The organism is Sessilibacter corallicola, from assembly GCF_021290925.1.
GTDB lineage: Bacteria > Pseudomonadota > Gammaproteobacteria > Pseudomonadales > Cellvibrionaceae > Sessilibacter > Sessilibacter corallicola.
This window is the reverse complement of sequence record NZ_JAJSLX010000003.1, coordinates 177,677-190,199: the sequence shown is the minus strand read 5'-3', so window position 1 is coordinate 190,199 and position 12,523 is coordinate 177,677. Positions and strand designations below refer to the sequence as shown.

The window sequence follows — 12,523 nt, the reverse complement described above, 5'->3', positions numbered from 1 at the left end:
GACCGAGTGCATTGTATCAATGTCTAATTTATTACAATTTTCCAGCGAAAGCGCCTACTTTTCTCAGTCACTTCCGCCTAGCTTAAAAGCCTTACTGGATAAAGCTCTGCAAGTTAAAGACACCAATAAACGCGAAAACTTGCTTTTGCAGGCGCGTGAAAATTGGGTAGGGCAAATAGATGTTCATATTTCACTGTACAAATTCTATTTTGTGCAAGCACGTTATGACCAGGCAGAGGCTGCCGTGTGGGCCTCTCTAGCTCAAGGCGCTAAGCAAATAGGCTGCACTCGAAATTATCGGCGGCTATCCAAAAAATCGGCTGATTGGCAGCTAAAAAATGGCCCTGAAAGATTATACCTTTTTAGTTTAAAAGCACTCGGTGTTTGCCGGTTAAGACGCGGACGCGTACTCGCGGCGAAAACAGTATTAGCCAAGCTGCGTGAGTTAGATACCCATGATGAAATTGGCGGCTTGGCTTTCTACGAAATTGCCTGCTCCTTTTTTTCTAACGACAGTTAAATTAATAACTCTTTATTTCCAGACTGTTCAGCACCCAATCTATTACTGGGTGCGAACAACATTCTTGATTAATTCACTCATTCCTTTGGAAGACTAAGCTCCTCCGGCCAGCACGCAACTGCGGGTCCAAGCGGATTGCTTGAGTCACCTGTTTCAAATCTTACTAAAAAAAGAATTTTATTCTGTTGACCTTCCAGGTGCCCGGTATTAATTACAACGCCGCGCTGACCTTTGGTAGCGACAACCTCGTCCGTTGAAAAACCAGGAAGCGTTCCATCATTTTTTAAAGTGTCGGCGGCGAATATGGTATCGCCAGGTTCTAATTCATACACATGCATATCATTGCTCCATCGCTTTGTAGTAAATCTGACAAAAGTCCTATGCGGTTGACTTTATGACAGCAGCATAAATCACCGCGGGCTCTCCAAGTCACTGAAAAAAAGGGAAAAATATTATCTAAAGCCCGTGGCATAAGCATTGCAATTTGTCATATGAAAAGCGTGTAAGTCGCCATTCGCTTGGTGTTACATGATTGTTGATTGCAATGAATTTGCCAATTTAGGAGAGAGTCCATGATTTCTCTAACGGGAAAAGCAGTTGAAGCCGTTGATCGATTTATTACTAGTGTCGATAAGCCTGTCGCCGGATTAAGAATTCAAGTTGAGGGTGGTGGATGTTCAGGATTTAAGTACACAATGAAGCTGGAAGAAGAAACTTCAGAAACCGATCAACATATTGATTGCGGTGGCGTCACCGTTGTTGTCGATGAAAATAGCGCTCAGCTGCTAGAAGGCGTGACCGTTGACTTCGTTGAAAACCTCGAAGGTAGCGGGTTTAAATTCGAAAATCCAAACGCAACCGGCACTTGCGGTTGTGGTAATTCATTCACGTGTTAAGCGTTGATCAATTCCTGTTTTAGGAGAGGAATAAGCTATGTGGGATTATTCTGAAAAAGTAAAAGAACATTTTTATGACCCAAAAAACGCTGGCGCTGTTAATGAGGCAAACGCTGTTGGCGATGTTGGTTCTTTAAGCTGTGGTGACGCTTTACGTTTAACCCTTAAAGTAGAACCCGCGACAGACATTATTTTAGATGCTGGCTTTCAAACGTTTGGTTGTGGCTCTGCAATTGCGTCTTCTTCGGCGCTAACAGAAATGGTTAAAGGGCTTACCTTGGATGATGCATTAAAAATTAGCAATCAAGATATTGCCGATTACTTAGATGGTTTGCCGCCAGAAAAAATGCATTGCTCAGTGATGGGACGTGAAGCTTTACAGGCCGCTGTTGCCGATTACCGTGGTGAAGAAATTGAAGACGACCACGAAGAAGGTGCGTTGATTTGTAAGTGTTTCGCAATCGATGCCGTGATGATCAGAGACACCATCAAAAGTAATTCTTTGAGCAGCGTTGAAGATGTTACTAATTTCACCAAGGCTGGAGGCGGGTGTTCTTCTTGTCATGAAGGCATCGAACAGATCCTTGCTGAAGAAATGGAAGCGCGTGGAGAAAAGTTTGTTCCCGCGCCGATTGCTGCTAAGCAAAAAAATGTAGTAACGCTCAACAGCGACGAACTTGTTATACCTGAAGCAAAAAAAGCTACCGAAGAAAAGCCTGTTGAAACTAAGAAAAAAGCAAAAACTAAGCTGACGAGTGTTCAAAGAATTCATCTCATTGAAAAAACCTTAGAAGAGATTCGGCCTTCTTTGCAGCGTGACCACGGTGATGTTGAGCTTATCGACGTTGACGGCAAAAATATTTACGTCAAGCTCATTGGAGCCTGTGTGGGTTGTCAATTGGCAACTGCAACAGTCGGTGGCATACAGCAGAAGCTGATAGAAGCCCTGGGCGAATTTGTCAAAGTACTTCCTGTGACCGAACAGCAATTAAGCGAAATCGCGGAGGCTTAAGATGAACGATGTCTATATGGATAACAATGCAACAACGATGGTCGACCCAGAAGTCGTGTCAGAAATGTTGCCTTTTTTCACTGAGCAATTCGGTAATCCTTCATCATTACACAGCTTTGGCAATAAAGTTGGTTTTGCGTTAAAAAATGCCCGTAAAACCATTCAAACCTTATTGGGTGCCGAGCACGACTCCGAAATTATTTTCACATCTTGTGGCACAGAGTCTGATTCAACGGCCATTTTATCGGCATTGAGAGCGCTGCCGGATCGCAAAGAAATCATTACAACCGAAGTCGAGCATCCAGCCGTCTTAACGCTTTGCGACAATCTCGAAACGCAAGGCTACACAGTGCATCGATTAGAAGTCGATGAAAAAGGTCGTTTGAGCCTAGATGAATATAAGGCGTTGCTATCTGAAAATGTAGCTGTTGTTTCCGTCATGTGGGCCAACAACGAGACCGGGACTATTTTTCCGGTCGAAGAGATGGCGGCAATGGCACAAGAAGCTGGGGTCATGTTTCATACCGATGCCGTTCAGGCGGTTGGAAAATTACCTATAAATTTACAAGATTCCAATATTCATATGCTTTCGCTTTCTGGGCACAAGTTACATGCTCCCAAAGGGGTCGGCGTTTTATATCTGCGCCGCGGAACACGCTTTCGTCCCTTATTAAGAGGCGGCCATCAAGAGCGAGGACGCCGTGCTGGAACTGAAAATGCCGCGGCAATTGTCGGCTTAGGAAAAGCGGCACAATTAGCGATGGACAACATGGCGCATGAAAATACTTATGTACGTGCTTTGCGTGACCGTCTTCAGGAAGGCATTCTTGCAACTGTGCCAAACTCTTTTGTCACGGGCGACCCAGAAAATCGGCTGCCAAACACGTTAAATATCGCTTTTGAATATATCGAAGGGGAAGCCATATTACTGCTGATGAACAAGCAGGGCATCGCGGCCTCAAGTGGCTCAGCTTGCACCTCGGGTTCTTTGGAACCGTCCCATGTAATGAGAGCGATGGGTATTCCTTATACGGCAGCACATGGCACAGTGCGGTTTTCACTGTCGCGTTACAATACTGAAGAAGAAGTTGAACGTGTTATTCAAGCCATTCCGCCGATTGTTGCGAAATTACGTAAACTGTCACCTTACTGGGATGAAAATGGCCCAGTAGAAGAACCGGAGAAATCCTTCGCTCCGGTATACGCGTAAATCTAAACGAAAAAATTTCCTTTTATAAGCGCTCCGAAGAGCATTTAGGCCGCAATTTGCGGCCTTTTTTTTCGTTTTTAAGAAATTTTAATTTATTTCTCCAGAACCCGATGTCGGATTTGCGACAAAAATGTCACAAAACCAAATGCTTACCAACGAGTTTAAATTTCAAATACAGATAGGTCATTGAATTTATTAAAAAATAATTTCGTAAAAAAAAAGGTATAGCGATTGCTAAACCAAATATAAATACCACAGCGAATCAAATGCTTTGGCTGGGCAGAATATCTACCGGGCACGTTTTATGAAAACAGTAACGATTGACGATACAACGCTTCGAGACGGTGAACAAAGTGCGGGCGTATCGTTCACTGCTGAAGAAAAAATCGCAATTGCGAGTCACTTGTCAGATGCCGGTGTTCCTGAACTAGAAATTGGCATACCCGCGATGGGAAATGAAGAACGTGATGTCATGCGAAGTATTGCTTCGCTGGGTTTGAATTCAAGGCTGCTTGCTTGGTGCCGTTTAAATGAAGGGGATATGACAGCCGCGTTTAAAACCCATGTAAATATGATCGACCTCTCAGTACCGGTTTCAGATCAACAGTTAGCCAAAAAACTGAATAAAAACCGGGACTGGGCGCTTGCCGAAATTAAAAGGCTGGTGCCAATCGCTTTAGATCGAGGATTCGATATTTGCATTGGTTGCGAAGATGCATCAAGAGCGGATCTGGATTTTATTCACAGTGTTATTGAAACCGCGACTTACGCAGGGGCCAGCAGAGTTCGCTACGCAGATACCTTAGGCATTCTCGAACCTTTTTCAACGTATGAAAATATTCGAAAAATAGCCCAGCGTAGTGATTTAGAAATCGAAATGCATGCCCACGATGATTACGGTCTGGCAACGGCAAATACTTTAGCTGCCGTGAAGGCGGGCGCAACTCATATTAACACCACCGTAAATGGCTTAGGTGAGCGCGCCGGTAACGCACCTTTCGAAGAATGCGTTCTCGGATTAAGAAACTTGCACAATATAGAAACCGGTGTCGATACGTTAAAAATTCCAGGGTTATCTAGCTTAGTGGAGCGAGCCTCGGGGCGGCACGTGGCCTGGCAAAAGAGTGTTGTTGGTGATGGCGTTTTTACCCATGAAGCTGGCATACATGTAGACGGCTTATTGAAAGACCGAAAAAACTACGAAGGTCTAAACCCAGAGCAACTTGGACGCAGTCACAGCCTGATTCTAGGCAAACATTCAGGAACAAAAATTGTTAAGTCTTCTTATCGAGACATCGGCATTGATTTAAACGAAATCGAATCCAAACAATTACTCGCGCGAGTTCGACGCTTTTCGACCGAGCAAAAAAGAAGCCCAAATGATAACGAACTTTTTCTCTTCTACGAAGAGCTTGGCGATTTCCAACAGCTTCCGGCAAGGGTAGAGCAATGACAAATTCAGATGAACTCGTGCTTGATTCTGAGAATACAAATTCACAGTCCGTTAGCGGCAAGAGCAAAGCTCAAATGAATTTATTCAGTCTGTGGCGAGAAGATGTGGTTTGTGTTTTTGATCGCGATCCCGCGGCTAGATCCGTATTGGAAGTATTAACCACTTACCCAGGCGTTCACGCACTATTAATTCATCGGCTGAGTTCGAGCCTTTGGCAAAAAGGTTTCCGATTTTTGGCTCGTTTCCTGTCTTTTTTTGCCAGGTTTTTTAGCAATGTCGACATTCATCCAGGAGCGACAATCGGACGGCGATTTTTTATCGACCATGGTGCCTGCGTGGTGATTGGTGAGACTGCGGAAATTGGTGACGACGTGACGCTTTATCACGGTGTGACTCTCGGTGGAACGACTTGGAATAAAGGCAAACGCCACCCAACGTTAGGTAATGGTGTACTTGTTGGAACGGGCGCAAAAATTTTAGGTGCGATTACTATTGGTCAGAACGCTCGGGTTGGCGCCAATTCTGTCGTCGTTCAAGACGTACCAGATTCTAGTACGGTCGTGGGCATACCTGGACGAATCGTCAATGTTGATCCTAATGCAAAAACGATGCGCTATGGCGTAGACCTTAATCATCATTTAATTCCTGATCCTATTGGTAAGGTGATGAGCTGTTTATTAGAGCGCATCGACGAACTAGAAGAGAAAATTGAAGCCTTGCCTGGGGATGGCTTTGCACATCGTAATACTGAAAAAGAGTGCGTACCTGGAAACGACCTATGCATCAATGAATGTTCAATTGGTCGAAGCGTATTAAAAAGTTGAGGAATTTCGCTATGGATTTACAAGAGTTTAACGGCGACATGCTTTATTTCGAAGGAGAGATGGATTTAGAAGTAGAGTGCCTGATACAACAAGCAGCAGAAAACTATGGCCCCGAAAGCGAAGGCTTGTTGATGAAGGCTCTGGCAAAAGCGCCTGAAAACTTATCGGTTTTGGTGGGTTTGTACCGCTATTACTATTATCAGCACAAATATGAAAAAGCGCTTGCCATCGCTTACCGAGTCATGAAAGTGGTTGGTGGAAAAATTGAATTTCCATCAAGTTGGCAAGACATTGAAATGCGAGATGTGATTACTGGTCTTGGCTATTCCTTTACACAAGTGCGACTGTATTTATTCGCATTAAAAGCTGCGGGATATTTATTGTTAAGAATGGGTTTTTACCAGAAAGGTCGGTCGATGATAGAAAAAGTCGTCGCTATGGATGAGCGTGACCGTATAGGGGCAAAACTGCTTTTGTCCATTCTTGATAACAATACCGCAGAAATTATTGATTTTTCTGTCCAAAAGAAACTGGAGGCTTGCTCATGACTCAATTTGATTTAGAAGAAGAACTCAGTGAATTAAGTTCAGCCGAAGATTTTCTCGATTACTTCGATGTGCCTTTCGAACAAAGTATCGTACATATTAACCGTCTGCATATTATGCAACGCTACCATGATTACTTAAATAAAGCGGGTGAACTTCTAGATCAGGCGACGGATGAAGATAGCACCCGTCAGGCCTACAAAGCTTTGTTAGAACGTGCGTATTCAGATTTTGTCAACTCTGATGCACAGACGGAAAAAGTTCTAAAAATTTATAAGATGCAAGGCCCACAAGAAACATTTGTATCAATGGATGAACTTATAGGTGTTTAACCATGCAGCCAGCGTATGAGTACGGCTCAGAAGTTCGACTAACGCGAAATGTGCGAAACGACGGAACCTATCCGGGAAAAGAGGTCGGAGAGTTACTGATTAAACGCGGAGAGGTGGGTTGCGTTTATGATGTAGGTAGTTACTTACAAGACCAAATTATTTATCGAGTACATTTTTTAGATGCAGGAAAAACAGTCGGCTGTAGGGAAGAAGAGTTGATTCCTGCGTCTGCGCCGTGGGTGCCGAATCAATACGAGTTTAACCAAAAAGTAAAAGCACGTATTCCCATTTCGAAAGATGGAGTCGATCTTGTGGTAGAAAACCAAACCGGCACAATAACAAAAGTTATTCGTGACATCGAAAATATGAAAGTCAGCTATCACGTTTATTTTGGTCATTGCACATTACAAATGCCTGAAGCGGCGATTGAACTACTCACGGAAACCTAATCGAATTGTCGAAAGAGGCATTTTATTACGAGTTAATTATTCAACTTTTAAAGCGAATAACTGCTGAAACGAATAATTCTTGGAGTAAATAATGGTTGGAGTAAAAATGGTGGGAGCGAATAAATGAACGCCGAATTTGGAGAAAGGTATCAGCAAATCAAGATCGCCTCGGAAAAGTATTCGAAGTCTTACGAAGAGCTTGATGCTAACGAATTAGCGGACGTTAAACGTGTCTCTGAAAGAAAAATAAAACTGGAAGAACTCGTTTTGTCTAGCCCTGAGGCAAGCAGGATATCAATACCTGAGACTCAAATAGAAGATGCGATAGAAGAAATATCTTCAAGATTTGAAGATTCCGAAGAGTTTGAACATTATTTGTCTGACAACGCCATTGTTTACGACGACTTAGTTGAACTTATATCCAGAGAGCTTCACGTAAATTCAGTACTAGAGTATGTGAGCGCAGATTGCGATGTACCCACGGCAGAAGACATCAGCTTGTTCTACTATATGAACATCGCGAAATTCAATCATCCAGAAATTCGCACTGCTCGCCACATTCTTATTACCGTCAATGAAGACAGTCCAGAAAACAGTCGTGAAAATTCGTTAAAAAGAATCAATCAAATTTCTAGCAGACTGAAAAAGAAGCCAAAACTTTTCGAACAACAAGCCTTAAAGCATTCTGAATGCCCAACGTCGCTTCAAGGTGGCCTGCTTGGTAAGGTTAAAAAAGGGGTGTTGTACCCGGAGTTAGAAAAAGTACTTTTTGATATGAAACCAAACCAGTTGAGCGACGTTGTTGAGTCTGAATTGGGCTTTCATATTTTGCGCTGCGACGACGTTCTGTCGGAGGGTGTACTTGGCTTAGAAGAAGTGATGCCAAAACTAAAAGAGCATTTGTTGGATCGAAACCGCCAGCAAAAGCAAAGACAATGGCTTGATTCGTTGAGAATAAACTCAGGCGTATCAACACGCGATTAGGAGATAGGACATGGCTGAAGGTGAGAAGGTGTATTGTTCATTTTGTGGCGTTGAAAAAAGTCCTCAGGTTCCCCTGATTAGTGGTAACGACGGTCGCATTTGTGAATCCTGTGTCACACTTGCGCATCAGGTTGTCAGTAGCTGGGGAAAAACGCAAGTAAGTAAAGAAATGAAACCGCAACTGCGCACACCGGAAGCGATCAAAAAACACCTCGACGATTATGTCGTCGGTCAGGACTTGGCAAAAGAAACATTATCAGTCGCTGTATTTAATCATTTCCTACGCCTATTAAATAGCACAAAAGAATCTCTCAACGACGACGAATCAGATGTCGAACTTGAAAAGTCGAATGTCTTAATGGTTGGGCCTTCGGGTACCGGTAAAACTCTAATAGTGCGGAGCCTTGCAAAAATACTTGGTGTGCCCTTTGTTTCAGCAGACGCGACAAGTCTTACCCAAGCAGGTTATGTCGGTGACGACGTAGACAGCATTATCTCTCGGCTCTTAGAAGCCGCAGAGGGTGATGTCAATAGAGCCCAATGGGGTATTGTGTATATTGATGAAATCGACAAGATCGCAAAACGCGGTGGCGGTGCGAACGGCGTGCGTGATGTGTCAGGAGAAGGTGTTCAACAGGCCTTATTGAAATTGGTCGAAGGCGCTGAACAAAATATATCGAAGTCGACCAAACGCCGTGAGAATAGCGATGAAGTTACGATCGATACACGGAATATTTTATTTATCGTCGGCGGCGCTTTTCCAGGTTTAGAGGAACTTATTAGCTCTCGCGTACAACCAAAAGATACTTCCATTGGTTTTCACTCCAAGCCCGAAGAAGCCAGTATTGAGTTAGACGACTTACTTGCAGCCATGCTACCTGACGATTTACAGAGATTCGGTTTAATACCGGAATTTATCGGTCGGTTTCCAATTGTCACCTTTTTAGAAGAGCTTGATGTTGAAGCAATGCTGAAAATTTTAACTGAACCTAAAAATGCTTTGGTGAAACAGTACCGCCAATTATTTTCGTACCAAGGACGCTCGTTAGAATTTTCAGAAGAAGCACTGACGTTTATCGCAGAAGACGCTGTAAGCAGAAAAACGGGAGCCCGAGGCCTAAGATCTATTCTCGAAGCAACGTTACAAAAAGTCATGTTTGAAATGCCTTCACAAGATGGTCTTGCTGGCTGCGTTGTGGATTTACGGACATCCGGCGAAGAACGTGAATTAACCGTAAAATACTTATCGAGCGAGCTAGAAACGGGCAGTGGTTTGAAAATAGAAGGGGGCAGTTTGGCTTCTTTATAACTGTTGTAGGAAAGCTAACAAAGGCAAATGGACCTCTAAGTCTTCTAAATGTCGTGTTTGCTACATTTTGTATTGTTCTTGAAGTTTATAGATTTAAAAAACAGATTCAAAACAAACACTTGGATCGCTACTGCGGGACTGGCTTAGTTTCTGCAAACTATTCTTTAAAAGATTCAGGATAATTATCGCCGAATTTAGCCTGAATCTTATTCTAGAAAATTTTTAAAAAATCACGATTCGGATCTGGAGAGAACCATGGCAAAGATTGGTGTATTTTTTGGCTCAAATACCGGTAATACCAGAAAAATAGCGAAATTGATTAAACGCCGTTTCGACGACGAGCTAATGGCAAAACCGTTAAACGTAAATCGAACAGAGATCGATGACTTTTCAGCTTACGAGTTCATGATATTAGGTACGCCCACTTTGGGTGAAGGCGAGTTACCTGGCTTGTCCTCTGACTGTGAAAATGAGAGCTGGGAAGAATTTTTAGTCAAAATCGAAGATGTCGATTTCAGCGGTAAAACTCTGGCTATTTACGGTTTAGGTGATCAGGTGGGATACCCTGATGAATTTGTCGACGCAATGGGCGAACTCTACGAGTTTGTTACTGAGCGAGGAGCCAAAGTTGTTGGTGCATGGCCAACCGAGGGTTATGAGTTCGAGCACTCAGAATCTGTTGTTGATGGCAAATTTGTTGGTCTAGCTCTAGATCAAGATAATCAAAGCAGTATGACCGATGAGCGATTAGATGCGTGGTTAAATCAAATTGCACCTGATTTTGGACTGCCTTTGTAAATACGAGACCACAGAAACACACGGAAACCACATAACTAACCATAAAAAATAGAAACCCTACACGACAAACACTTATTTAAGAGCCCAACTTAAAGAAGACCCTAAAATCCTTCTTTAAGTTGGCATCCATGCGTAGGGTGATTGGCTTATCTATATCTGATTTCATTTCATACCACTCTATCGCTTCTGTTATGTCTGATACTATTTAGTATTCGACATAGTGTAATCTTAGGTTTATACTAACTTTAACCCCTATATTTAAGCCACGGCTCGTTATTTCTCTAAATATCTGCACAAACACTTATGTCGATTCCTAAACCTTCAGCTTTGTATCCCACGTACGATTCCTTAGTGAATATGGTCCTTGATGATTATCCGTCGTTGAAGGATTTTCTTGAATCTGAAGACTCTTGGTGGATGAATCACTGGCTTTGGGGCCAAGAGTTCCTTAAGTATGTTGGTCGCAATAAATCCACGCACACATTTACGCGCTTTAGAAATGAAACCGAACGATTCTTGTTGTGGCTGTTTTTGTTCAAACAAAAACCTATGGATCGTCTAAACAAATCGGATATTCTCGAGTACGCCGATTTCTGCTGGCAACCACCAAAATCTTGGATATGCACGGCCAATCACGAAAAATTTGTCTTTGCTAACGGCTACTATGATCAAAACCCCAAATGGCTGCCGTTTAAGCTGCAATTACCCAAAAAAAGCAATCCCGATCAAACCATCGATAAAAAGAAATACAAACCGTCACAGCAAACACTGTCGGCAATGTTTACTGCGATTATTGCGTTCTACCGATATTTAATGAATGAAGAATATTTGTACGGCAATCCCGCGCAAATTGCTAAATCAGACTGTCGCTACTTTATTAGAGACGCTCAAGTTAAAGAAATTCGACGTTTAACCGAATCCCAATGGCAATACGTGTTTAATATTGCCTCGGAACTGGCCGATCAAGACCCTATTTATGAACGAAGTTTGTTTATAATTTGTGCGTTAAAAGCCTTATTTTTGCGAATCTCCGAGCTTTCTGAGCGAAAAGATTGGATACCCGTTATGAGTCATTTTTGGCAAGATTCGGATCAAAACTGGTGGCTTAAAATCTACGGTAAAGGGCGTAAAATACGCGATATCACCGTGCCCAATAGCTTTATCCCGTATTTAAAGCGGTATCGAGCCTATCGAGGGTTAACCCCCCTGCCTTCACCGGGTGAAAACCACCCCATCGTTGAAAAAATTCGTGGCCAAGGTGGTATGACATCACGCCAGCTGACGCGAATTGTTCAGGAAATGTTTGATGTTGCCTACGAACAAATGCGAAGCCATGAAGGCGACGATAAAGCCAGACAACTCAAAGAAGCCTCTAGCCATTGGCTGCGCCACACCGGCGCAAGTATGGAAGTTGAACGTGGCCGAGCGTTAAAAGATTTGTCGGAAGATTTAGGCCACGCCAGCATGGCCACCACAGATACCATTTATGTACAAACCGAAAACCGTGTACGCGCAGAAAGCGGTAAAAACCGGAAGGTTTAATATTCGGTATAGGTTTTGTGTAGATTTCTGTATAAGTAACTGGTTTCAAGTATTTTGCGTGCACACGCTCTTAATAATAAGCTTCATGTCTTTATGAAAGCTCTCTCGTGAAGCTTCTTCTAGTAGCAATCCTTTTCCGGCAGAGATCAGCGCAAAAGCAACCCCTGAGGCTTTCTCACTGGATGCGTAGCCGTTTTTTTCAATAAAATCTGCCAGGCGCGATTTAAATCTGAGCGGCCAATCTTCCTCTGAAGTATGAGTGGCTTTCAAAACGTCATTTAATACTTGAGCGCCGTTGGTATTTTGTATGATCTCTACGGCTTCACCGATAAGAATATCGAATACGTTATCTAAAACTGCCTCTGGAGAAAGCTCGTTGTTGTTTAAGGTGGAAAATATTCGGCGATACATGTTGGAAAGATACGTATCAATGGTCCACTCGTAACAATTAGCTTTGGTTTTAAATCGTTTATAAACCGATTGCCGAGATATGCCAGAGGCTTGTGCAATTCCTTCCATAGACGTTTTTTTAAATCCCGATTCGGCAAACGCGGTTAGAATATTTCTCGCCATCTGGCCATGTTTATCAAGCAGTTCCGACAATATGAATTCCTCTATTCATGACGTTCAATTTGTTCGTTTAAGCCCA

At 43.0% G+C, this 12,523-nt stretch carries 15 protein-coding genes; 13 read left to right on the top strand and 2 right to left on the bottom strand.

What is annotated here, in order from left to right:
- Positions 1-19 precede the first annotated feature (19 nt).
- Positions 20-520, top strand: a complete 501-nt coding sequence (locus LU361_RS15120) for a hypothetical protein (protein ID WP_233089721.1) — start codon at positions 20-22, stop codon at positions 518-520.
- A gap of 77 nt (positions 521-597) precedes the next feature.
- Here LU361_RS15120 and LU361_RS15115 read toward each other — a convergent pair whose 3' ends face one another.
- The gene (locus LU361_RS15115) at positions 598-858 is read right to left on the bottom strand and encodes a nitrogen fixation protein NifZ (protein WP_233089720.1); all 261 of its coding nucleotides are present in this window, start codon (positions 856-858) and stop codon (positions 598-600) included.
- Positions 859-1,092: 234 nt separating this feature from the next.
- On the opposite strand from LU361_RS15115, the gene LU361_RS15110 reads away from it, so the two are divergent.
- The 12 genes from LU361_RS15110 (at position 1,093) to LU361_RS15055 (ending at position 11,874) form a co-directional block, all read left to right on the top strand.
- Positions 1,093-1,416: a HesB/IscA family protein gene (locus LU361_RS15110; RefSeq protein WP_233089719.1), complete on the top strand. Its 324-nt coding sequence runs from the start codon at positions 1,093-1,095 to the stop codon at positions 1,414-1,416.
- 37 nt (positions 1,417-1,453) lie between these two features.
- Positions 1,454-2,428: a Fe-S cluster assembly protein NifU gene (gene nifU, locus LU361_RS15105; protein ID WP_233089718.1), complete on the top strand. Its 975-nt coding sequence runs from the start codon at positions 1,454-1,456 to the stop codon at positions 2,426-2,428.
- A gap of 1 nt (position 2,429) precedes the next feature.
- A complete protein-coding gene (gene nifS / locus LU361_RS15100) occupies positions 2,430-3,638 on the top strand; it encodes a cysteine desulfurase NifS (protein WP_233089717.1) in 1,209 nt (402 codons plus the stop codon).
- A gap of 304 nt (positions 3,639-3,942) precedes the next feature.
- Positions 3,943-5,091 carry a homocitrate synthase gene (gene nifV, locus LU361_RS15095; RefSeq protein ID WP_233089716.1) on the top strand — a complete coding sequence of 383 codons (1,149 nt, stop codon included), beginning with the start codon at positions 3,943-3,945 and terminating at the stop codon, positions 5,089-5,091.
- The gene (gene cysE, locus LU361_RS15090; RefSeq protein ID WP_233089715.1) at positions 5,088-5,915 is read left to right on the top strand and encodes a serine O-acetyltransferase; all 828 of its coding nucleotides are present in this window, start codon (positions 5,088-5,090) and stop codon (positions 5,913-5,915) included. Before nifV ends, cysE begins: the two co-directional genes overlap by 4 nt.
- An 11-nt stretch (positions 5,916-5,926) precedes the next feature.
- Positions 5,927-6,463 (top strand): hypothetical protein, encoded by a 537-nt coding sequence (locus LU361_RS15085; RefSeq protein ID WP_233089714.1) that lies wholly within the window; start codon positions 5,927-5,929, stop codon positions 6,461-6,463.
- On the top strand, positions 6,460-6,792 hold the full coding sequence (gene nifW / locus LU361_RS15080) for a nitrogenase-stabilizing/protective protein NifW (RefSeq protein ID WP_233089713.1): 333 nt from the start codon (positions 6,460-6,462) through the stop codon (positions 6,790-6,792). Before LU361_RS15085 ends, nifW begins: the two co-directional genes overlap by 4 nt.
- Before the next feature lie 2 nt (positions 6,793-6,794).
- Positions 6,795-7,241 carry a nitrogen fixation protein NifZ gene (locus tag LU361_RS15075; protein ID WP_233089712.1) on the top strand — a complete coding sequence of 149 codons (447 nt, stop codon included), beginning with the start codon at positions 6,795-6,797 and terminating at the stop codon, positions 7,239-7,241.
- A gap of 123 nt (positions 7,242-7,364) precedes the next feature.
- Positions 7,365-8,225: a nitrogen fixation protein NifM gene (nifM, locus tag LU361_RS15070; RefSeq protein WP_233089711.1), complete on the top strand. Its 861-nt coding sequence runs from the start codon at positions 7,365-7,367 to the stop codon at positions 8,223-8,225.
- Positions 8,226-8,235: 10 nt separating this feature from the next.
- Positions 8,236-9,534 (top strand): ATP-dependent Clp protease ATP-binding subunit ClpX, encoded by a 1,299-nt coding sequence (clpX, locus tag LU361_RS15065; protein ID WP_233089710.1) that lies wholly within the window; start codon positions 8,236-8,238, stop codon positions 9,532-9,534.
- Positions 9,535-9,789: 255 nt separating this feature from the next.
- Positions 9,790-10,332: a flavodoxin gene (locus LU361_RS15060; RefSeq protein WP_233089709.1), complete on the top strand. Its 543-nt coding sequence runs from the start codon at positions 9,790-9,792 to the stop codon at positions 10,330-10,332.
- Positions 10,333-10,689: 357 nt separating this feature from the next.
- A complete protein-coding gene (locus LU361_RS15055) occupies positions 10,690-11,874 on the top strand; it encodes a tyrosine-type recombinase/integrase (protein WP_233090036.1) in 1,185 nt (394 codons plus the stop codon).
- 45 nt (positions 11,875-11,919) lie between these two features.
- Here LU361_RS15055 and LU361_RS15050 read toward each other — a convergent pair whose 3' ends face one another.
- Positions 11,920-12,477, bottom strand: a complete 558-nt coding sequence (locus LU361_RS15050) for a TetR/AcrR family transcriptional regulator (protein WP_233089708.1) — start codon at positions 12,475-12,477, stop codon at positions 11,920-11,922.
- Positions 12,478-12,523 lie beyond the last annotated feature (46 nt).